Here is a 22292-nt window from a genome sequence, read left to right as displayed (position 1 = left end):
GGATGTATATAAACCTCTATGCCAGTAGAGTTGGCTTAATCTTTAGATAGTGCAATCATGCAGCGTAATAATAAAAAAGGAGGCATATTTCATGAAGAAAAAATTAAGGAAATTTATGATTTCTTTATTCGTCATGACAATTGTTTTTAGCCTAACTGCTTGTAATTCCAATAATGCTCATTCCGAAATAAACGGAAAGCGGACCATTAAAATAGGATACTTGCCGATTACCCACGCCATACCTCTATATATAGAAAAAGAACTAGAAAAAGGTCAATCTCAACATTTCAATCTTGAGCTCGTCAAATTCGGCTCATGGCCTGAACTGATGGATGCACTGAATACAGGTCGGATTGATGGAGCAAGCGTGCTTGTGGAATTGGCGATGAAAGCAAAAGAACAAGGCGTTGATTTAAAAGCAGTGGCGTTAGGACACAGAGATGGAAATGTCGTTGTGACTTCCCATAATATTCACAGCGTAAAGGATTTAAAAGGGAAAAACTTTGCGATTCCTCATAAGTTTTCTACACATAATCTATTGCTCTATCAAATGTTAAAGCAGGAAGGTTTTCAATATAAAGATGTGAATATCGTTGAACTGCCTCCTGCTGAAATGCCGGCAGCCCTTTCAGAAGGCAGAATATCCGGATATGCAGTGGCAGAACCTTTTGGGGCTCTGTCTGTAGCAATGAATAAGGGTAAGGTGTTATTCCAATCTGAAGACCTTTGGAAACATTCTGTGTGCTGTGCGCTGGTTTTAAGAAGTGATTTTATCCGCAATGAAAGAAAAATCGCTCAAGAGTTTGTAAGTGAATACGTCAAAGCCGGGAAAAAAGCAGAATTAAAAGATGAGTATACCTATGAGTCTTCCTCCAAATACATGAAGGTGAATAAAGATGTGCTCAATTTATCCTTAAAATGGATTTCATTTAACGATTTAAAAATAGATAAAAGCGCATACGAACAACTAAGGCAGTACATGATCGAAACGGGATTGTCCAAAAATCCTCCGTCCTATGAGGAATTTGTCGATAATTCATTAATAGATAAAGTGAAGTGATCGTTATGAACATGATAAAGAAATTCACCAACGTCATCATAGGATTTTCGATATTAATTGCTGTATGGCAAACCGTGATTGTAATTGGAAATTATGAAGAGGCTCTCTTCCCTTCTCCTTTAAAAGTAGGGGAAGGAATCTGGACTCTATTTACCGACGGAACTTTATTTGTACATCTGAAAGTGAGCCTCATCCGGTTTTTGATTGGTTATCTCTCAGCAGTCGTTACTGCTGTTATATTGGGACTCATTTTAGGCCGTCTAGTAAAGTTATGGAATATTATTGACCCGATTATTCAAGTCCTAAGGCCAATCTCGCCGATTGCTTGGTCGCCCTTTATTGTTTTGTGGTTTGGAATTGGGGACATTCCTGCGATTGTGATTATATTTATCGCGGCGTTTTTCCCTGTATTGCTTTCTACCGTTTCCGCTGTAAGAAAAGTGGATCGTACATATTTAAAAGTAGCGGAAAACTTTGAAATCAAGCAACCGCATTTACTGACGAAAATCATTTTTCCTGCAGCTTTTCCGTTTATCGCCAACGGGCTTCACATTGCACTCGGTACCGCTTGGATTTTCCTCGTCGCAGGAGAAATGGTCGGCGCCCAATCCGGATTGGGTTATTTAATCGTCGATGCGAGAAATTCATTGCGCTTGGATCTTGTTTTAGCCGGGATCATCTTCATCGGGATCTTGGGACTTATTCTTGACAAAGCAATCCAATTATTCGAAAGATGGGTAGAAAAGCATTGGGGAATGTTGCCGAATAAATAATTAGAATCTAGTGATTAGAGGATATTATGTTCAATATAAGAGCATATATCCTCTTTTTTCTACATAATAGATTTAGATATTTATATAAACCTATTTTTTAAAGTGGAGAAGGCCATAACCCACAGCGAAAAGCGCAGTGAGGTCTAGACTATAGAGTGTTGAATAGAAGAGAGCATTATCCCCTTCCTTATCCAACAAACGGCCAGAATATGCGATAACAGTTTATAAATTTTTGGATTGCAAATTATAATAGAAGTATCCTCGAAAACGAAGAGGAAAAATATGGACTTCACAAATGAGAAAGTTTTATTTATATCGCTATTCATTTTGATTATTCATAGCACAGAGACATTAGCCTATGCAGTAAGGTTATCAGGCGCTAGAGTAAAGTTAATCGCTTCTGCTTTATCTTTATTTAACGTAATGGTGATTGTTTCAAGATTAGCCAATATAATGCAGCAGCCGTTTACAGGGAGTTTGATTGATACTACTCCAAAGCATGATGCTCTGGAGTTTGTAAAAATGGAGTTTCGGATACTGATAGGTTCATCTACTCTTGGTACGTTATTAGGAATATTGCTTCTCCCCACTTTCATCGCCATCTTCTCGAGAGCAATCATTCATCTTTCAAACAACCGTGGTTCAGTATCAGCGTTGATGAAAAAAGGAACTAATATTGCTTTTTTAAAGAGAGGCATAAAACATATACACTTACCAAGATGGTCTTACATAAAAGACATAAACCTCAGCAATGTACCTAAACAATTGTTTTTCTTTAATATGGTGGTTACTGCCGTATATACAGTAGGAGCGCTTTCTGCTTTGTATGCATCTCTAATTGTACCTGAATGGAGAAACACTGCCATTATGGCTTCAGGTCTAATCAACGGTATAGCCACTATTCTATTGGCTATTTTCGTTGACCCTAAAATTTCAATTCTTGCCGATGATGTGGTAAATCGGAAAGGGAATTACATAACACTAAAAAGCATTTCGATCATGATGGTTACTTCAAAGTTATTTGGAACAATTTTAGCTCAATTTTTATTGGTTCCCGGAGCATACTATATAGCATGGCTTACTAAGTTCATAGCCTAACGGTAGACTACTAACGGAAGCAATACTTGAATAAGGAGTGCATATAAATCCCCTGTTTTTAATCAAAAATCAGGGGATTTTCCATGTATTCTGCATTTGTAAAAATCCTAAAGCACTACCCTACAAAAAACATATTAAACCTTATCTTTTTAGGTCTTGATAATCATACCTCTCTATCTTTTTTTATTAGCCATTATCACAGCTTTTCGGAAGTATTTTCAGAATGGACTTCCACAACGGCCAAGTTCTCCACATTTGTTTTACAGTGAGGGCAATAATAGGAAATTTCCACTTCATGCTGGCAAGATTCGTGCACCAATTTTTTATAACATTTTTTTAAATGCTTCCTGCCCCAAAGAATTAGGGCGTTGAACACCATTTCCAAATCTTTTCCGCTTTTCGTTAACATGTATTTGTATCTTGGAGGATGTTCGGAATACAAAGTAGAAGTGATCAAACCGGTTTCTTCTAAATATTTCAAACGATCCGATAAAAGATTAGAGGATATCCCTTTTAACGCTTTTCTTATTTCATTAAACGTTGTATGCCCCACTAAAATTTCATGAACAATCAACAATGTCCAGCGATCTCCGATGATGTTCAATGATTGGGCAATATTGCAAGGCAAATCATATCTTTCTTTCATAAAAAACCTCCTGTTTTCGTCTCGATTCAATTATAACTTACCTTTCACAAAATAGAAATTTCGTTCACCACTATTTTTTACCGAAGCATCATGTTCCACTTTCGGCAACTTGCCTCCGACCGTCGAAAAATTTTTTGTTTCATCAGACGCCGAATTTCCAATTTCTTCTGGTATAGTGCATGTTCATGGCCCAAAACATGTGATATGGAGGCATACTTACCAAGTTTGTGTGACAAAATAATAAATTCAGAATAATTTATTTTTGGGGTTGATTTTTTGAACTAACTATAATAAAATTACCATAAAATCATATTAATTCTATAAGAATTTAATGTTATAATAAAGGAGGAAATGAAAATGGCGCTTTACTTGGTGGAATCGATTTTAAACGGGGCAGTAAAAAACAAAGAAGAATTTGAAAAGAAAGTTTCCGAGATTCGGGAAGAACTAGGTAAAAACAGCACAAGTCTTATTGAAGTCCAAGTTTCCAAAGATTTTTCAAGAGCATTTTTCATTTTTGAAAGCGAAGGACGAAATATTATTAATGATCGCTTAAGAGAGTTAGGCATTCCTGTTACTCTTATTAAACCGGTTCGTTTGGTTGGAAAAGATATTGAAGATGTCAAAAAAGAAGCTGATACCGTAAACTACGTAGTCGAATGGAACCTTCCTGAAAATCTCACCATGGAAGAATATTTAGACAGAAAGAAAAAGAATTCCGTGCACTATGCAGAAGTACCAGAAGTCACCTTCTCTAGAACCTATGTATGCGAAGATATGACAAAATGCCTTTGCTTTTATAATGCTCCGGATGAATCAGCCGTCAAAAGAGCCCGTGAAGCAGTAAAAGCACCGATTGATACGGTTACAGAAATTTTGCCAAACAAATAACATTTGCCTAACCTCAGCTGGAATTTTCACATTCCCGCTGGGGTTTGACTATCCAAAGAGTCATTGGACTGATGTCCCCCATTCACAAAGAAAATACATAACCGGATAGGAGGTGGCGGTAAATGGCCATTATGGAATCAGAAGCAAAAAAAACTTTGAACGATTTACTTTACAACCAATTAAAGCCTTTAGTAAGGAAAATTGATACAAAGGCCTATTATCCCCGTGAGTTTTTAGAAAGTATCGGGAAATACGGTTTCCTAATGTCAGCGGGACTTTCTAAAAAAGAGGTTCTTTTGCGTGAAATACAATTAGTCGAGGAAACGGCAAAAATATGCATGACAACAGCTTTTACCCTTTGGTGCCACTTAGCGGCGCTAACATACTTGCGAACATGCGAAAACTCCTACCTCAAGAAGGAAATTTTACCGCTGCTTGAAAGCGGAGAGGTGCTTGGAGGAACCGGATTGTCTAATCCTATGAAATATTACGATGGGCTTGAATCTCTCCATTTGAAAGCAGAACGGACTCAGAAAGGATATATCATTAACGGCCATTTGCCGTCTGTCTCCAATTTAGGGCAAAATCATTGGTTCGGTATTATCGCATCTGTTAATGAAAAACAGCGGATCATGGCGTTTGTCCCATGCCACGCTCAAGGATTGGTGTTAAAAGAAAAGCTGGACTATTTAGGACTGAATGGAAGCGCAACATATGCATGCACATTCAATGAAGTATTCATTCCGGATCAATGGATTATTTCTGAGCAAGCGGATGACTTTGTACCAAAAATACGTCCTGCATTTCTTATTTATCAAATCCCACTAGGATTGGGAGTCACAGACGCTTCTATCCGGTCGATGAAAAAGATACAAAATAAACAAAACGGATGCAACCGATATTTAAGCATTCAACCAGAGGAACTAGAAAACGAACTAACATCCATCCGTGAAGAAATATATCGTCTTGTTCAATCTCCTGATTTGACGCAACATTGTGAAGATTTATTAAGAATCCGTTTAAACGTTACTTATCTCACTTTAAAAGCAGTCCATGGTTCGATGTTGCATCATGGGGGAGCCGGTTACTTGCAGCAAAGCGATCCATCCCGCAGATTAAGAGAATCTTACTTCCTTGCCAATTTAACGCCTACGGTTAAACATTTGGAAAAATTATTAAATAAATAGACTATCCATAGGAAAAAACTAAGTGCTTATCACCAACACGCTTGGTTGGATTTTAACCACATATCTGATTGCCCTTTCTTTTTTTACGTTAGACATAAAAGATAAAACATGCCCCGCACGGCGCGACCCGGAAAGCGGGGCAGCCGCTCGCCCCAAAAAAGATTGCATCCATCCATTCCACAAGCCATATCTTCTACGAAGGTGTTTGCGTTTGGCATCCATCCGTGTAATATAATAAAACCTTTCCGCTTTTGGGATTACTCCCCTTCCCCATGTAGATTTGGATGGCACTTTCGCTTTCCAATACGCATTTCCCTCTTCTAAACTGGAAAAATGTTGCGATTCCGTACCCAGGAAACAGACTTTTTTATGCACATTTCGAATGAGTTTTTCGACACGCTCTTGACAAACAGAAGGATACTATTATATTCTAAAAACAAATTTTATGCTTAACTACATAAAAGCGTAAAAGCATAAAAGCGTTTAAGCAAAAAAGTTTCGAAAGGGAATTTATTAATGAGAAAGCAGCTTTCGTCTTAACCATCTTTGGTCATTTTTTACCTTTTCTTTATTTTAGTTTTATAACTCTATCATTATCTGTAAATATTTAATATTGCGACAGGAAGGCAGGACCAACATGAAAAACAATCATCAAGATTTAAAGAAAGGTTTGTTACCTAGACACGTTCAGTTTATCGCTCTAGCAGGCATGATTGGAACGGGCATTTTTAAAGGAAGTGCAGATACGCTAAATATAGCGGGGCCAAGCGTCGTTTTCGCTTACTTATTAGGCGGCCTATTGTTATTTATCGTGATGGCGGCGTTGGCGGAAATGGCCATTGTCTATCCCAACTTAAACGTTCAGCATCTTGTATATAAAGCGTTTGGATTCCATATATCCTTTATCGTAGGATGGCTTTATTGGATCAATTGGACTATTGTCACCATTGTCGAAATTTTAGCGGCAGGAAGCTTCTTAAAATATTGGTTCCCATCCGTACCGTTATGGCTTTTAAGTTTTCTTTGTACCGTTTTGATCATCGGAATTAACTTGTTTCATGTAAAGTACTATGGGGAAATTGAGTTTTGGTTCGCGGGAATTAAGATTATCGCATTAACCGTTTTTATTATTTTAGGTTTTTGTATTTTATCAGGAATCATTCCAAGCGCTATCGATGATCCTTTGTCTCACTACACGGAACACGGCGGATTCTTTCCTCATGGAATCGGAGGAATGTTGAGTGCCCTTTTAGTCGTCATGTTTTCATATGGCGGGGCAGAGCTAATTGGTGTCGCTGTTACAGAAACAAAAGATGCAGAGAAGGTATTGCCAAAAGTAATTAAGGGAACCGTATGGAGAGTCATTCTTTTTTATATTCTTCCTATTCTTATTATATGCGGTTTGATGCCATGGAATAAAGTTTCGGGGGAAGAAAGCCCATTTGTTCAGGTATTAAGCATCACAGGACTGCCTGGAGCAGCTCATATCATGAATTTTGTTCTTTTAACAGCCGTTTTATCAGCGGCAAACACAGGAATATATGCAACTTCCAGAATGTTGTATTCCATGGCGCAAAACGGTGAAGCTCCAAAAAGGTTATTAAAGATTTCCAAACACGGAATACCGATAAACGGTATTATTGTCGTCACCATATGTATATTGGTTGGTGTATTTTTCGCTTATATGACTCCAGATCAAGTCATCAGCTATTTCATGACGATACCTGGTTTTACGGTTCTTTTAGTATGGATGAGTATTTGTTTAGCCCAACTAAAGCTCCGTTCCCATTATAAGGAGAAACCGTTTTTTCAGGTAAAATGGTTCCCATACACCACTATATTAGCAATCGTATCTTTATTGATTATCTTCATCTCTTTTATATTTAATAAAAATAATATCATCGGTTCTACCGTCTGCCTTGTTATATTATTGCTGCTCACCACATTTTCTTTCATGAATAAAAACAGAAGAGAAAAAAACGGTGAATATAACAAGGGAACAAAGAGCCTCGTGCAAAATCTCTAAATTTCGACATTAAAGATTTGTCGGCCGAACGTGGGTTGTATTTCTAGAAAATGCAGCCATTCTTAGTTATTATTGATGGTTGATAATATCTTGTTATTAGCATTAAAAAACTCGGATGAATAGTAAAGTGCCTTAGTAAAATGGGACAAGGAAAAAACACCTCCTGAATCGAAGTATAACTTTATTCGATTGATGGAGGTGTTTGTCTTTATGGGGACAAGAGTTCATTATCCAGAGGGGATCAATTGGGCCAGTTCCTCTACCTCTCTAGATGTAAAAGTTAAAAATATTTAATTTTAGGATTTATCTAAATGGATAATTGTCAATCTAACTATTCCAATGAGTTATCTCACTCTTCAAACCATTTTATTATTATATTAACCATCTAAATCAATAAAGTCATTTTATTAATGTTTTAAATTAACAAAATAGTATTATGATACAACCTGATGATGAAAGGAGCCTATATATGCTCTCATTTGTAAAGCAGCCAACAGGTGTATTTCCATCCGTTTGTTCTCTGGATTGCCCCGATCAATGTGGGTTACTAGTACATAAACAAGATGGAAAAATTGTAAAAATACAGGGAGATCCGAATCATCCTGTGACAAAGGGAAATATATGCAATAAAGTACGGAATATAATTGAACGAATTTACGATCCAAAGCGCTTGAAATATCCAATGAAACGTACGGGAGCTAAAGGAGAAGGGAGATTTGAGCGGATAAGCTGGGACGAAGCGATTGAGACAATTACTGCCAAATGGAAAGAGCTGATCCAAACAGAGGGACCTGAAAGCATTCTTCCGTATAGCTTTTATGGCAACATGGGAAGACTCAGCGCCGAAGGAATGGACCGGCGGTTTTTTCATCGATTGGGTGCCTCCCTGCTCGATCGGTCAATTTGTTCGTCGGCCGGCTCGGAAGGTCTTAAATATACAATGGGAGGCGGCTTTGGAATAGACCCTGAAGATACTATTCATTCAAAATTAATCATCTTCTGGGGAATCAATGCTGTAAGCACAAACATGCATCAAGTTGTACTTGCGCAAAAAGCTCGAAAAAATGGTGCAAAGGTCATTGTCATTGATGTACATAAAAATCAAACCGGCCAATTCGCAGATTGGTTCATTCCAATATTGCCTGGTACCGATGCTGCTCTTGCCCTAGGCATGATGCATATTTTATTTGCCGAAAACATGGTAGACAACGATTTCTTAAAGAAATATACAGTCGGACATGAAGAGTTGCGTGAGCATGTTGTCCAGTACGACCCCATCACTGTTTCCGGAATAACAGGTGTTCCCGTTGAAGATATTTATAAACTGGCCAGAATGTATGGCCAAATCACGCCTTCCTTTATTCGAATCGGCAATGGTCTTCAGCATCATGACAATGGGGGCATGTGTATTCGTACCATTGCTTGTCTTCCTGCCCTAACCGGACAATGGCTTGTAAAAGGCGGCGGCGCCATCAAATCAAATAGTGGTTATTTGGCCCTTAATACAATGAGCTTGCAACGCCCGGATTTATTGAAAAATAAACATACACGCATCATAAACATGAACCTGCTTGGCCAGGTATTATTGGAATTAGACCCACCGATAAAATCCTTATTCGTGTACGGCACAAACCCTGCGATTGTCGCACCGGATAGCAATAAAGTAAGAAAAGGTCTGGCAAGGGAAGATCTCTTTGTCGTCGTGCATGACTTATTTTTGACAGAAACAGCAAAATACGCAGATATTGTACTTCCTGCAACATCTTCATTTGAAAATACGGATCTTTATACATCATACTGGCACCATTATGTTCAAATTCAGCAGCCAGTTATTGAACGATATGGAGAGTCCAAATCGAATGTCGAAGTGTTCCAATTGCTTGCGAAAAAAATGGGTTTCGAGGATCCATGTTTATATGAGACAGAAGCTGAAATGATTTCGCAAGCCCTGGATAACCCAAACAATCCTTACCTTGAAGGAATCGATTATGAAACATTGGTTAAAAAGCAGTATGTAAAAGCAAATGTAAAACCATTGTTGCCAGGAAAACTGCCAACACCTAGCGGAAAAATTGAACTTTATTCAAGGAAGATGGAACAAGATGGCTACCCTCCTTTGCCAACCTATACACCACTTGTTAACGATGGAGACTTCCCGTTTTTGTTTGTGCCTGGCCCTAACCATCATTTTTTAAACACAACCTTTTCTAATAATGAAAAACACATTTCTTTTGAAAAGGAACCACGTTTGCATATGAATATTAAAGATGCTTTATCGAAAGGTATTAAGGATGGAGATCAAGTCCGAGTGTGGAACAATCGAGGAGAATGTATATTGAAAGTTTCTGTTGGAGAAAATGTACTTCCAGGTGTCGTTGTCACTCAAGGGCTCTGGGCCGATTCCCCAGGTACGAAACAGCTGGTAAACTCACTTACTCCCGACCGAGTTGCCGATATGGGCAATGGAGCGACTTTCTTTTCTGGGAGGGTGAATGTGGAGAAAATTTTGGATTGAAGAAAAAGGAAAATAAAAAGGCCAGAGTATTTTGAACATATCCCTGTCAAGTAGACAGATTAATAATAACCACCCTTCTTCAGCGGCTTAGTTGACCCCCCTGGGTGCCAAGGGGGGTTATGAGAATTTCCTTTAAGATGAATTATGTCAATAAAAGTGAATATGGTATACAACTAATATTCGTGAATTTGGCGATTTTACTTGAAGACCATAAACGATACGACAAACTTTTTTAATTATTTAAGCGGGTATATGGAAAAACCAGAATTTCATCATTTATCTGTAGCGCCGTTTGACCTTCGCCGTGATTTGATTAAGTTAATCGAAGATGAATTTCACTTCTATAAACATCATGGAAATGGAAGAATTATCACGAAAATGAATGCATTGACAGATAAAAAGCTCATTATGAAGTTGTATGAAGCATCACAAGCGGATGTAAAAATTGATTTAATCGTTCGCGAATTTGTTGTCTGCGCCCGCGCATTCCGGGTGTAAGCGAAAATATATGAGTGCGCAGCATTGTCGGTCGATTTCTTGAACATAGCCGGATTTATTATTTCCATCACAACGGAGAAAACAAAATATTTTTATCGTCAGCAGACATGATGACGCGGAATATGGAAAAGCGTGGGGAAATTTTGTTCCCATTTTCGCAGAACATTTGAAAAAGCAAATCAAAAAAATATTATCAATTATGCTTTCTGACAACGTAAAAGCGCAAAAACAAGACGAACATAGCAATCACCATTATATGGATCGCCGTGAGGGAGAAGAAGAAATCGACAGTCAATTAGTGTTATACAGCATGGCCTATAATGTCAGGGAAGATGAGAAATAAGGAAGCCCAAAGTAAGTATGGGCTTCTTTGTCTTTGACAAAAAAAGGATCATGATGAAACTGAGTATAAAATTTTACCGCCAACCTTCCCCCAGTTTAACAATGAATGTTTCCGCACACCGTCCAGCATGCAAGGGAGCGTTCCTCATGAACTGAAACCAGCCAGAGATTTCGCATATTCGAATGGAGTGGTGACTACTTTTAAATACATTTGCCTATCTTGGATCGAATAGAGAGGCAGTTTGTGGTCATACAGCTGATGGATGTCCATTAGCCACACTTTTAAGCTTTCATCTATGATCATATCAATGGCCAAATCCGCATAATTCCCTCCACATTTATCAAGGGTTTTACAGGCCGAGATGCAAAGATCCATCATTTCCTGTTCTTTTAAAAATACTTCCCTTTCGTTCATTTGAAAAACTTTCCTCAACGCTTCCTTTCCGGTTAAAAAGATTCCTGACCGGTCAAAGTTGGCAGTAATTCCAGTTATGTCCCCCAAACGGGCAATGATGCCCGAACAGTTCCAATGTTTGGAACTATTTTTTTGCAGAATGACCCGGAAATCAAGGCGGTGATCTCCATATCTCTTGGCCGAAACTGCCTGTTGTATAAGATAGTCCTCATGCGTTATTAAGCCGTTAAGAAATTCCGCCGCTTCTTCTTGGGAAGGAAAACATCTTTCCCCCGCAGATTCGTCAACGAAACAATATCCTCCGCATGTTTGATCCACTTTAAAAAGTCTCTTTTCATTTCTTGTTTCTATCGGTTTTAAATAGACGGCCCCATATAAAGATAACATATGATCCAAGCTTTGAACGTTTTCGAGCTGCTGGGTATATGGCAAGTGTTCGCGCAGATAAGGATATGGGGAGAGCCATTGCCATAATTCCCACTTATTAAATAAATAGGAGTTAAACATATTTTCACCAATTTTAGAGATAATTCGATTATACACTGGCTTTTTTACATCTATTTTCCGGTAGATGACGTCCGGATACGGAAAAAAGCCATACTTCCATGGAGTTTCATCTTCTTTCGCAGCCGGGTCATAGTAATAACCCTCAATTGTTTGGGTGGATGAATAGATTTTATTGGCTGCGCAAATATAAATGAGTCCCCGTATGTCTGAGTAGCTGCTTAAGTAGTCTTTATACGCATTTAATGACTCAGGCGTGATATCCTGGTCTTCCCTGAAAGCCATAAAGGCAATCACCGGACCAAGATGCAGTTTCCTTCCTTTTATTTCCATTTCATATGGAAGGTGTTCAGGCAATTCAAATGGCAGTTTTATTGCGCTTGATAAACCAATCGCATTTTCAGGTATGCCGTTACTAATCTCCACTTCGACTTCCCGTCTCCATATGCCAATTTGTAAGATCATCCGCCGAGGTATCACTTCCCTTTCATCCATGATTGATTCGGGAAGAAAAATCATGTTGGCTTTTTTCGCTGGAATCCATTTAATATACAGCTTCATGACAATTCCTCCGGAAACCCGGCTAGTCTTTTGGCATAAAGCATATTCAAAAGCTTTATTCGATAAAACAGCGGACGATCATGAATATCAAGCGCAAACAACGGACTAGGGTTTAGATTGTTCATTTCAATGATCCACATCCTTCTCTGGGTGTCTATGCCGATATCAACGCCTAAATTTCCGCAATGCACCCCGCATTGTTCAATCCTTTGTGCGGCTTCGTGTACGATGCGCGATATTTCTTTCCGCCACTTAAAGACCTCTTCGGGTGAAAGACCAAAGATTTTTTGCAGTGTAATCTCTCCAACTTCGGCAGTACCGCCCGCTAAAATATTTGTCACAATGCTGCCTTGCTGTCCATATTTGGCCACCATGCACATGTCATTCCACACACCTGCCTGGTCTTTTACCATCACGATGCGGAAATCGATTTTCTTTCCTTCGAAAGATATCAGGTCAAGAGCTTGCTGCAAGATATACTTTTTCCCCTTGAATTGGCTTTTGAAGAAATCAGCCAAGCTAAAGAGATTAGAAAAAGTCATCTCATAAGGGATACCGTCCTGATGATACTCCAATTTCAGACCATGTTCCTCGCTTTTGGAGACCTTGAAAATTCTCTCACCCATGCTGCCATGAAGCGGTTTTACATAAATTTGCCGGTGAAGGTTCAAAAAGGATTCAAGATCCTGCGGCTTTTTGTAGAGAATCGTCTCAGGCAAATACTGCTTTAAGTGAGATTCTTGACTTAACCATTGATACATTTCCCACTTATTAAATACATAACTGTTAAATAGCCGATTGCCGAAAAACGTTTGAAAATGATTTCTCCAGCTTTTGTTAAGATAAATGGTTTTAAACACAGCGGCTGGATACGAATAAACGCCTGGTTCCCATTCTTTCGTGTCCGGGTTAAACATATATCCTTCTATTGTATATTTGAGAGGATCCATGCCTTCCAGTGAAAAGGCAATAATCGCTCCGCCAATGCGGTCATAATCGTATAAGTAGTTGGATAAATATTGCACACTATCGTCCAAAATGCTCTTCTTTGATGCGGTCAGAATACCTATATAAGGTCCTACCAGAATTTCATTTCCCTCCCGTCGGATTTCGTAACGGCCACTGAGAGGAATCCTTAAGGACTCAATCATTCCAATCGATAATTTCATTTCGTTTTCGTTTAACCTAGAAGATATTTTCAGTTTAATTTCTAACGCTTGGATGCCAAAACGAAGAAACCATTTTTTCGAGGCGGAAATATTTTTTTGTTTCGCAGTGCTCGGGTGGATCGTCAAACAGTCTTGAGCCTGCAGGTCCGGAATGATTTTATATTTCGGATTCATCGCTATCCTCCCAGCCAAAACCGGCAATAGAAGCTGAATAAAGAATAGGTTCGTAACATATCCGTCGGTAGATGCGATCATCCAATGTTTTAAATCCTTTAAAGGTTGGACGAACATTAGCTTCTATAAACCAGTAATGTTTTTGTTGATCAAGAGCAAGATCCAATCCAAATTCAGCAAAATGGAATCCTGTTTGATCCATCATTTTGCAAAACTCCATAGAAATGGAGTGAATATCTTTGCTTACTTGAATGGGATCCACTTCGGTACCGAAGGCTAATGTTAACGCTTCACTCAACTCAAGCGCTCTGCCTCCATTGGAAATGTTTGTAATCATCTTACCCGTTCCTGCAAGTCTGCACTCTATTCCATTACAAACCCACTGCTTCCATCTGTTTTTTTGCATCACTACTCTTATATCCCAGGGACTGCCGTCAATTCGTGCTAAATCCAAAAAAGGCTGAATGATATAATCGCGTTTTAAATATTTTCCTTCATGCAGATAATCCTCCAATTGTGATGCAGGAATCGTAAAGTTGGTAAACTGTCGATAATCATGAATTTCCAGTGTCCCGTCAGGCTTGGATGTGATAATAGATATCCCTCTTCCTCTAGAAAGTTTATTAGGTTTCAGAATGACTTTTGAATATTTACCGAGGAACGCTGATAAACTGTCAACGTTTAATAATGCAGTTTCTGGCAAATATGGTTTCAGCTGATCATTTTCCCTTAATAGAGTATACAACTGCCATTTATCAAACCTTACATCATTAAATACTTCCCAATTGGAAACATCTCTGCATTCAGTGACGAAATTATTCCTGGAATTAAATCCTCTACGATAAACGACTGACGGCAGCGGCAATTTGCCATATACCCACCTTTTGTTCTCATAATTGAAGTACAGACCATAAATACACTTTTCCGGCCAGCTTATGGAGCAGTGCCTGAACGCGATAAAAAGACCTCCGACTTTTTCATAAACCCCCATCGCATCCGTTAATTCCTTCAATCTGCGATGGTGATAATAATAATGCTGGTCGCCAAGCAGAAAACCAATCACTGGGCCTATATAAATCGTTGTGTCAGTATAGCGTATCTGATACGTGGCAGATTTCTGAATCAAAAGCTGGTCAAACACATTTTGGGAAAGCCGGATCAGAGCAGGATCATGAAAATGATCTCCCGTACATTCATCGATAGAGGATAAAGCTTGCACTGTGATGGGGATTTCGTTTTGGCCAAATACCAGTTTGGTCTGAGTGTTCAACTTGTCTGCCAGATTCGTTGAAACATATATTGTATTTTTGGAATCATCCGTACATTCAACATCCCCTCTCTCCACTTTTATCCACTTCATTCTGTTGCCCCCTTTCCATTACATGGTTATGCATTAGAAATAACAGATAATGAAAAGCATTATTCAGAAGGTTCGATTGTGCCTCCGAATCCATGTGATGATACAAGTATGAATCTTGTTCAAAACCAGCAACGTAAATGAGGTAGGGACAACCGTTCTCATCAAATATATAATCAAGTGTACAACTCCCCATGAAGGGAATGTAAAAATCTAAAAATCCTACTATTCGTAAAGAAATATCGGCTAATGTTTCCTCCACATTTTTGTTATGATAAAGATCGCGGAGTATACTGCTTATTGTGGCATGATAAAATGCATTTCTTGAAAAAATGCCGTGCTTGGCCGTTATGGTTGTAACGGACCACTCTCCGTTTGCATCCTTTTGGAGATACACTCTGGCTTCCAAAGGATCGCTCTCCCATTTAAAGCATTCGATTCCTTTCATTAGAATATGTTTTTTGTTGCTAGTCATCTTTTCGATATAGTTAACGATATCGTTCTTTTCGCATATCTGTCCGTTTTGGCCGATACAAATCATGTAATTGTTGTTCCGGGTTTTTTTGATGACCACAGCTTTTGGTGGGTGAAACGTTTTTTTCGGCAGAAGAAATAGCGTGTCGTACTTGTGGAGATACTCCGTTAAAGTAGCGGCATTTAATGTTGCTGACGACAAAAGAAATTGTTCAGAGCCTGTTAAAGAGGCTAACATTTCAAAAATGATATCCTGAACAAAACGATTAATAGGATTGATGACCATTATATTTTCCATTTTTCTTAATTTTCTCATTTTTTCGATTTTACTCTCAACCGAATGCAGGGCAAAATTATAAATAAGAGGAGGTAATTCGCAAAATCCTTGGCTTACCTGATCCCCTTCGATGATTGTGCCGCTAACAACCTGTTCCTCCAAATCCAGATTTTCTAATGTAAACAAGACTGTTCTTATGTTGTATTCTTTCGAGCGTTTGCTAAACTGGTCAATCATTTTTTGAAAAATCTGCTGCTGTTTTTTTGCATTATATATAAAACCAAAATCAACGGTTTCGGTTTGCACCAGCTTCACCTCTTTGCTTCCGATCAGATTGCAGCTTTCGATACTCTATCTTATGACTGCGCCATGTATTGGTGTATGACTGCAATAAATCCACCTCAATCAGTTGGCGTAAATAAAAATCATTTATGTGAAATGATGAACCTTTGTAAGTCGATTCAAGGGGGAGAGCAGAAGTTAAAAAATTAACATATAAAAAAGCTTCACCTCCTCTATTGTCATAGATATAGAAAGCGTTGTTTAAGGAGATGAAAAAGGCTTATCGCCATTAATCTTGGAAATTCTGGGTCTTAGGCATAACAATAGGCTTTTGCGGCGGGAGTACATACCGCTCTGGAATAACCGGTCCTCTGTCTTCATGGCCAGGAATCACTTTTCCCGGTGTCCATGAGCCTTCCGGCAAAATTCGTTGAGCATTATAGAAATGCAGTCCATACCAGCGTTTAAAGCCGGTGATAATCCCAATGGCTGTAGGAGCTCCACTTGCTGTGCAGATTACCGCTGGGTTTCCGTCGAGTTGCCCCATGTAAATCCCAACATGGCCGATGTAAAAAGTACCGTCGGGCCGCTGTTTCCACCAAGTGAGTATATCTCCGGGACAAAGGTTTTCTAACCCTTCGAGGCTCCAATACCCATCAACTATTTTCTTATATACACCTTCCACTCTTGTACCGATATTGTCATATTTTTTAGCGACGCCAGTTAATTCAAAACCAAAATCGCCATAGACTAATTTCGTAAACCCCGAACAATCGACAACTCCGTCGGAATGGTATGAGTTATAGCCATGGCCATATACCGTATAGCCGTGCTCCATATACCATATCGCGCGTTCTACGATTTTATCGGCCAAGCTTCCCTTGATATGTTTATATGCTTCTCTATACTGAGCCACTCTCACTAATTCCTTTTTGACGTACTCATCATAGTTCTTTTTGTATTTAGCGATCGCTTCTTCTGTTGTCAAAGATATATAGGAAGCAGACATTCATTCATCCTCCCTTAAATTAGGATTCCATGAAAACATTCATCTCCTTTAAATTAGGATTCAATGAAAAAAGGATGTTCTTCTTCATTCAAACATTTCAAAATTCTTTCTTTATAAGTTTTCCACCTCACCTTCCGTAAAGCCTCATCGATGGTAAAATAACCCGCATCTAAAGCATCGTCTCCTCCCGCTAATTCACCGCTTACCGGCGTCCCGAGAAAAAGTACCGTGCATCTGCTGTTTTCGACATCTTGAATGATTCCGCAAAATTTGGTCAAGCGGACTTCAATTCCTGCCTCTTCCTTGACTTCCCTGATGGCCGCCGCCTTGATGGATTCACCGTTTTCTACATAACCGCCAGGGAATTCCCATCCCCTTTTCCAGTTCTTAACTAAAAGAATTTTGTTCTCACTATTAACAACAGCTACAGAAGCTGCTAATCTATGTTTTGGAATCGCCATGAATCTCCTTCCTTTCCATGCAGTAACCTATGCTTATTAGATACTGTTCAAGTAAATTCACAAATAATTCCATGTCCTTATAGGTAATATCCCCGATATTTGCTACCCTGAAGGTATTCTGTCCGTCGAGCTTGCCAGGGTAAATGGTATATCCGTGGCGATAAAAATAATCATGCATCTCCTGAAAATCGTAGCTAGGGATATTCGGTTCCATAATGGCTGTTATGATTCGGGAATGATGCTCTTCCTTGACTAGATGGGTTAAACCCAAGCGAGTAATGCCATTGATCAGCACTTCCCATGATTTGGTATATCTCTCATACCTCTTCTCAATCCCTTCCAGACGTGTCTCAATGATAGCCTGCTTTAGAGCATAAAGTGTCTGCACCGGAGGGGTGAATCGCATCTGCTTCGTTTCTAAAAAATATTTGTACTGTGAATAAAGATGAAGATAAAAATTTCGCGGGCGAAGGTGTTTCGTCATTTCTAAATGATCCTTTTTAGCAACTACAAATGCGACACCGGCCATTCCTTGAAGATTTTTATTGGAGGACGCGGCAAGATAACTAATATTCATGGCTTCCATATCGATCGGGATCGCCCCGAAGGAACTCATGGCATCGACAATCATTTGGATTTGATATTTTTTGCATAGACATCCAATGGATTCAACATCATTCAGGAGGCCTGTCGTTGTTTCATTATGGACGACGGCCAGATGGGAAATTTTACGTGCAGAGTTTTGAATCATCGCTTCTATCGCAGCAAGGTCCAAAGGTTCGTCTGGTCTGCTTCGATATTCGATATAATTCAACCCATATGCCTCCGCAATCTGGCACATCCTCTTGCCATACGCGCCATTATTGACAATAAGCACAGCCTCCTCACCAATTACCGAGCTCAATATTGCTTCAACGGCTGCGGTGCCCGACCCCCCGAACAAAACAGTGGTGTAATGCTCGGGGTCTGCAACAAATTTTGTAAGTTCATCGGAAATAAATTGCATGACATTGCCGAATTCTTCTTCTCTCGGACAGATGTCAGGGACTACTTGCGCGTATTTAACGGTATCCGTCGTTGTCGCAGGCCCCGGATTGAGCAAGATGTTTCTTTTTACCAGCGGAACATTCTTTTCTTTCGCTTTAATCATGGGATAGATATAACGTTCCGCGCGAAGCAAATGGTGTTCGTTATCAATTTCGCACCAGGCAAGATTATTCAACTTGTGAACGTATAGATTCACTTGATTGGAAATGCCGACAAGAGCGTGTTCATAATCGAGTTTAAGGTCATCATCAAAGCTCGCTTCCGCAAAGTTGCACATGGCTTGAAAGGTAGAATAGGAGATTTTCGTAATGCCTACTAACTCCGCATAGATATGGTTGAGTTCATTTGCTTTTTTTGCCATATTTCGCAAAAAACGATATTCATCGGTCTCGATAAATACTGCGTCATCCAAACCTGTCAACTCACTCGCCAAAATAACATCCGGCCTTTTATTGTTGATTAATATATCTAACGCTTTTTTTTCATAAATTAAGTCACTTTCAAGAAGAAGAAAGTCATCCGAAATATGATCCTTTAAATTATAAAGGGTATACATACTGCCTGTTTTTTCATATTCGTCATTACGTACGCATGTAATTTGCGGGTATCGCGTGGCGAGACGCTCGTAAGCTTCCGCCAAATAGCCTGTTCCAATCACGATCTTTTCGATTCCCATCTCAAGCAATTTGCAAATAGACTGTTCTACAATTGGCTTTTCATCAAGCATTAAGAAGCCTTTAGGCTGATTTTTCGTTCTTTCTCCCAGTCTGGTTCCCATTCCCGCCGCTAAAATGACTGCCGTTTTAATCATGAAGAAACACCTTCAATCTTTCTTTCACTTCATATGGCTTCATTTTCGGCCGTCCGAGACCTTCTTTGGATCCTTTAGCTATTTTCATATATAAAAACGTAAGACTTTTCTCTCTCTTCCAATCTTTGATACACGATTCCAATTCCTCAAGGTTATGAACGTAAATAGATTTCGAGTAGCCGCAAGCTGCTGCTATATCCACGAAATTTACGTTGTGTGATACAGTGCTCTGGCCGCCTGTTGAATCATGTGTGTTATTATCCAATAGAATATGCAGCATATTTTTTGGAGCGTAGTATCCATTTGTAGCCAGGCTTCCCATGCGCATAAGCAAAGCCCCGTCTCCTTCAATAACGACGATATCTTTATCTTTTTTGGCCAGTGCAAGCCCAAGTCCCAGAGAACTGACACAGCCCATGGAACCCACCATGTATAGATTATTCGGAGCATCTTCAATCTCGTAGAGCTCCCGTCCTGTTTTTCCGGTTGTGGCCAACTGAATGGTGTTGTTATCCTTTAATGAATTGATCCGCTTTAATGTTTCGATTCGGGTTGGAAGTTGATCATCTTTCGTTTTCCCGACCTTTAACACGTTTAAGTTGGATCGTTGTTTTTGATCCTTTAACGGCTCTTTTTCAAACGTATTTTTTTTCACGACAAAAAAGAAGGTTTGATCCCTTTCGATATATGAATGAGCTCGCACGAGCTGATTTTTTGCTTGCTCGAAGTCAGTCGATAAATATTCCCATTTAATCTCCATAAGATCCAGCATTTGTGTTGTGATACGTCCCATCAACTCATGCTGCGGTTCATCAGGAATGCCTGGTTCGCCTCTCAAGCTTACAAATCCGAGCACAGGAATGCGAAAAGGATAATTCAGGGAAACCAATGGTGATACGGCATTGGTTAACCCTGAATTTTGCATGAGAACGACCGGCTTCTCGCCTGCCAGATAAGCCCCCGCGGCAATCGCCACCGCTTCACCTTCATTCGTTGCCGCAACGTAGTCACAATCATTAATGGCATAATTGATTAAGTTCTTTAGAAAAGAACACGGTACCCCGCTGAAGAAATGAAAGCCCATCTTTTTTAATTCTTCACCGAACATTTTAGTGTTTATCAAATAAATCACCTGCCTTTTGGAGATCACGGATGGTATCGATATCAAGCCATGAACCTTTGATATATTTCACCGCAATAGGGTGGAACGAACTAATGTAATTAAAAAGGTCTGCCATTGTCAGCTGTTTGAAGTCTTCTCTTTTTGATAGCTCTTCTAAAGCTTTTTTTACAATTTTGGAACCGTTTTTTGTCACCTTCCAGAGACCGATAAATTCACCATGGATTTCTTCTTCTTTCAAGTCCCCTGACATTTTGATAAACCGGACAGTGCTGGAGTAAAGTTTCTTAGAATAAGGTGTGTCGGTGGATACGAAGTCTTTATCATGACTGATGGTTTCTACATCAGCGTCAACAATGAGGGTAATGTCGTTCATATCGTTCAGAAGATCGTTGAGGATATAGTTTTTGAAAATAATATCTCCATAGCTGATCACAGTATTCTCTTTAATTTTGTCCTTAGCTAGATATAAGGAGTAAAGTTCTTTCGTTTCTGCAAACAAGTCATTGTCAATAACCGAAAAATTCGCTGCGGCAACCTTATCCTTGGCAAAGCCTCTAACCACGCAAATATCTTTGATGCCAACCTTATTAAATTCATCAATTTGCGTCGCTAGTAGGGATTTTCCTCCAACCTCAAGCAGAGTCTTTGGAATCTCTGCAGTAAGCTCATCCATATCGCCTCTGCTCGCCGCCAATATAATGGCATTCACGTTCTTTCCAGAAGCCGGAAGATATCTTTTTTCGGCTTGTTTCAATTCATCTACTCCCTGAAGCCTGAACACTTCGTCTACAGAAACAACGTTAGGCTCTATATTCACAAGGCTTTGTTCTTGACAAATTTGCTGGCTCGTTTCCTGCATCGCCTTGATCGCTGCCCTTAGATTATGATTAGCCCAAATCACGAGGCTAACACCCAATTCTCTAAACTTCTGCGTTGGAACGGAATAATACTTTGTCGGTACAATCACAACTGGAAGTCTGTTGCCCCATTCTTTCATAAATGCTTCGATCTCAGCAGCATCGTTTCTCTTGCTGTGTATCAAAATCGCGTCGGCCCCCGCCTGACGATAAGCCTCGGCGCGGCGAAGCGCCTCTCTGAGCCCCCAGCCTGCGATAAAAGCTTCCACTCTCGCAACGACAACAAAGTCATCGTCAGTCTGGCTATCCTTCATCGCTTTGATTTTACCGCAAAACTCTTCGATATCCGCAAGCGGTTGTGCTTCTCCGCTGATAAAAGAATTGGTTTTCGGAAATAATTTGTCTTCTATACAAACACCGGCAATTTGCCTTGATTCTAATTTTTTTACAAGACGTCGGGCATTATTGAAGTTTCCGTAGCCGGTATCCCCGTCCAGCAAAATCGGTATGGACGTAGCATCGCTCATAAACTCCAAAACTTCCAGCACCTGTGTCCATGAAGCTTCGTTGTTGTCTCTTACTCCCATGGAAGCGGAAATAGATAGTCCACTCGCCCAAATTCCTTTAAATCCGGCCTCTTCCACAATTTTCGCCGACAATCCATTGTGAGCCTCCATGATAAATTCCAATGAATTAGAATTGATTAGACTTCTTAACTGAGTCGTCTTTTTCATC

Annotated in this window: 17 protein-coding genes and 1 pseudogene; 8 read left to right on the top strand and 10 right to left on the bottom strand. The window is 39.5% G+C overall.

Annotated elements, in window-relative coordinates; all coding sequences use genetic code 11:
- Nucleotides 1-91 precede the first annotated feature (91 nt).
- The 3 genes from HT574_RS08385 to HT574_RS08375 all read left to right on the top strand — a co-directional run bounded on the left by HT574_RS08385 (nucleotide 92) and on the right by HT574_RS08375 (nucleotide 2931).
- Entirely contained in the window at nucleotides 92-1060 is a 969-nt protein-coding gene (locus HT574_RS08385; protein WP_175244235.1) for an ABC transporter substrate-binding protein, read from the top strand.
- Nucleotides 1061-1065: 5 nt separating this feature from the next.
- Entirely contained in the window at nucleotides 1066-1833 is a 768-nt protein-coding gene (locus HT574_RS08380; protein WP_175244234.1) for an ABC transporter permease, read from the top strand.
- A gap of 282 nt (nucleotides 1834-2115) precedes the next feature.
- Nucleotides 2116-2931: a lipid II flippase Amj family protein gene (locus HT574_RS08375; RefSeq protein WP_175244233.1), complete on the top strand. Its 816-nt coding sequence runs from the start codon at nucleotides 2116-2118 to the stop codon at nucleotides 2929-2931.
- 196 nt (nucleotides 2932-3127) lie between these two features.
- Here HT574_RS08375 and HT574_RS08370 read toward each other — a convergent pair whose 3' ends face one another.
- Nucleotides 3128-3577, bottom strand: a complete 450-nt coding sequence (locus HT574_RS08370; RefSeq protein ID WP_175244232.1) for a winged helix-turn-helix transcriptional regulator — start codon at nucleotides 3575-3577, stop codon at nucleotides 3128-3130.
- A gap of 357 nt (nucleotides 3578-3934) precedes the next feature.
- Here HT574_RS08370 and HT574_RS08365 point away from each other — a divergent pair, with 357 nt between their 5' ends.
- The 5 genes and pseudogenes from HT574_RS08365 to HT574_RS08345 all read left to right on the top strand — a co-directional run.
- Nucleotides 3935-4468, top strand: a complete 534-nt coding sequence (locus HT574_RS08365; protein ID WP_175244559.1) for a DUF4242 domain-containing protein — start codon at nucleotides 3935-3937, stop codon at nucleotides 4466-4468.
- 122 nt (nucleotides 4469-4590) lie between these two features.
- Entirely contained in the window at nucleotides 4591-5655 is a 1065-nt protein-coding gene (locus tag HT574_RS08360) for an acyl-CoA dehydrogenase family protein (protein ID WP_175244231.1), read from the top strand.
- Between the two features lie 637 nt (nucleotides 5656-6292).
- Nucleotides 6293-7681, top strand: coding sequence for an amino acid permease (locus tag HT574_RS08355; protein ID WP_175244230.1), 1389 nt, complete (start codon nucleotides 6293-6295; stop codon nucleotides 7679-7681).
- A gap of 469 nt (nucleotides 7682-8150) precedes the next feature.
- Nucleotides 8151-10196, top strand: a complete 2046-nt coding sequence (locus HT574_RS08350) for a molybdopterin oxidoreductase family protein (protein ID WP_175244229.1) — start codon at nucleotides 8151-8153, stop codon at nucleotides 10194-10196.
- A gap of 216 nt (nucleotides 10197-10412) precedes the next feature.
- Nucleotides 10413-11037: pseudogene (locus HT574_RS08345) on the top strand (RNA degradosome polyphosphate kinase); the annotation flags it as partial.
- A gap of 144 nt (nucleotides 11038-11181) precedes the next feature.
- Here the strand turns inward: HT574_RS08345 and HT574_RS08340 are convergent.
- From HT574_RS08340 to aepX, 9 genes are all read right to left on the bottom strand, one after another.
- Nucleotides 11182-12516, bottom strand: coding sequence for a YheC/YheD family endospore coat-associated protein (locus tag HT574_RS08340; protein WP_175244228.1), 1335 nt, complete (start codon nucleotides 12514-12516; stop codon nucleotides 11182-11184).
- A complete protein-coding gene (locus HT574_RS08335; RefSeq protein ID WP_175244227.1) occupies nucleotides 12513-13685 on the bottom strand; it encodes a YheC/YheD family endospore coat-associated protein in 1173 nt (390 codons plus the stop codon). The genes HT574_RS08340 and HT574_RS08335 overlap by 4 nt, the downstream gene beginning before the upstream one ends.
- Before the next feature lie 157 nt (nucleotides 13686-13842).
- Complete coding sequence (locus HT574_RS08330; RefSeq protein ID WP_175244226.1) at nucleotides 13843-15219, bottom strand: YheC/YheD family endospore coat-associated protein; 1377 nt, start codon at nucleotides 15217-15219, stop codon at nucleotides 13843-13845.
- Entirely contained in the window at nucleotides 15185-16282 is a 1098-nt protein-coding gene (locus tag HT574_RS08325) for a YheC/YheD family protein (protein ID WP_175244225.1), read from the bottom strand. Before HT574_RS08325 ends, HT574_RS08330 begins: the two co-directional genes overlap by 35 nt.
- Before the next feature lie 256 nt (nucleotides 16283-16538).
- Nucleotides 16539-17258, bottom strand: coding sequence for an NlpC/P60 family protein (locus HT574_RS08320; protein WP_175244224.1), 720 nt, complete (start codon nucleotides 17256-17258; stop codon nucleotides 16539-16541).
- Nucleotides 17259-17311: 53 nt separating this feature from the next.
- Complete coding sequence (locus tag HT574_RS08315; protein WP_175244223.1) at nucleotides 17312-17719, bottom strand: NUDIX hydrolase; 408 nt, start codon at nucleotides 17717-17719, stop codon at nucleotides 17312-17314.
- Entirely contained in the window at nucleotides 17700-19577 is a 1878-nt protein-coding gene (locus HT574_RS08310) for a 2-aminoethylphosphonate aminotransferase (RefSeq protein ID WP_175244222.1), read from the bottom strand. Before HT574_RS08310 ends, HT574_RS08315 begins: the two co-directional genes overlap by 20 nt.
- Nucleotides 19570-20700: a phosphonopyruvate decarboxylase gene (aepY, locus tag HT574_RS08305; protein ID WP_175244221.1), complete on the bottom strand. Its 1131-nt coding sequence runs from the start codon at nucleotides 20698-20700 to the stop codon at nucleotides 19570-19572. Before aepY ends, HT574_RS08310 begins: the two co-directional genes overlap by 8 nt.
- Nucleotides 20687-22291: a phosphoenolpyruvate mutase gene (gene aepX / locus HT574_RS08300; RefSeq protein ID WP_175244220.1), complete on the bottom strand. Its 1605-nt coding sequence runs from the start codon at nucleotides 22289-22291 to the stop codon at nucleotides 20687-20689. Before aepX ends, aepY begins: the two co-directional genes overlap by 14 nt.
- Nucleotide 22292: the final 1 nt, after the last annotated feature.

Origin of the sequence: Parageobacillus sp. VR-IP (assembly GCF_013357975.1) — a bacterium.
Classification (GTDB): Bacteria; Bacillota; Bacilli; order Bacillales; family Anoxybacillaceae; genus Saccharococcus; species Saccharococcus caldoxylosilyticus.
This window is presented reverse-complemented; position numbering and strand designations above follow the sequence as displayed.

Bases quoted from the DNA above. Each gene is read 5' to 3' on its own strand.
- HT574_RS08385 (WP_175244235.1), top strand. From the start codon at position 92: ATGAAGAAAAAATTAAGGAAATTTATGATTTCTTTATTCGTCATGACA.
- HT574_RS08380 (WP_175244234.1), top strand. From the start codon at position 1,066: ATGAACATGATAAAGAAATTCACCAACGTCATCATAGGATTTTCGATA.
- HT574_RS08375 (WP_175244233.1), top strand. From the start codon at position 2,116: ATGGACTTCACAAATGAGAAAGTTTTATTTATATCGCTATTCATTTTG.
- HT574_RS08370 (WP_175244232.1), bottom strand. From the start codon at position 3,577: ATGAAAGAAAGATATGATTTGCCTTGCAATATTGCCCAATCATTGAAC.
- HT574_RS08365 (WP_175244559.1), top strand. From the start codon at position 3,935: ATGGCGCTTTACTTGGTGGAATCGATTTTAAACGGGGCAGTAAAAAAC.
- HT574_RS08360 (WP_175244231.1), top strand. From the start codon at position 4,591: ATGGCCATTATGGAATCAGAAGCAAAAAAAACTTTGAACGATTTACTT.
- HT574_RS08355 (WP_175244230.1), top strand. From the start codon at position 6,293: ATGAAAAACAATCATCAAGATTTAAAGAAAGGTTTGTTACCTAGACAC.
- HT574_RS08350 (WP_175244229.1), top strand. From the start codon at position 8,151: ATGCTCTCATTTGTAAAGCAGCCAACAGGTGTATTTCCATCCGTTTGT.
- HT574_RS08340 (WP_175244228.1), bottom strand. From the start codon at position 12,516: ATGAAGCTGTATATTAAATGGATTCCAGCGAAAAAAGCCAACATGATT.
- HT574_RS08335 (WP_175244227.1), bottom strand. From the start codon at position 13,685: ATGAAATTATCGATTGGAATGATTGAGTCCTTAAGGATTCCTCTCAGT.
- HT574_RS08330 (WP_175244226.1), bottom strand. From the start codon at position 15,219: ATGAAGTGGATAAAAGTGGAGAGAGGGGATGTTGAATGTACGGATGAT.
- HT574_RS08320 (WP_175244224.1), bottom strand. From the start codon at position 17,258: ATGTCTGCTTCCTATATATCTTTGACAACAGAAGAAGCGATCGCTAAA.
- HT574_RS08315 (WP_175244223.1), bottom strand. From the start codon at position 17,719: ATGGCGATTCCAAAACATAGATTAGCAGCTTCTGTAGCTGTTGTTAAT.
- HT574_RS08310 (WP_175244222.1), bottom strand. From the start codon at position 19,577: ATGATTAAAACGGCAGTCATTTTAGCGGCGGGAATGGGAACCAGACTG.
- aepX (WP_175244220.1), bottom strand. From the start codon at position 22,291: ATGAAAAAGACGACTCAGTTAAGAAGTCTAATCAATTCTAATTCATTG.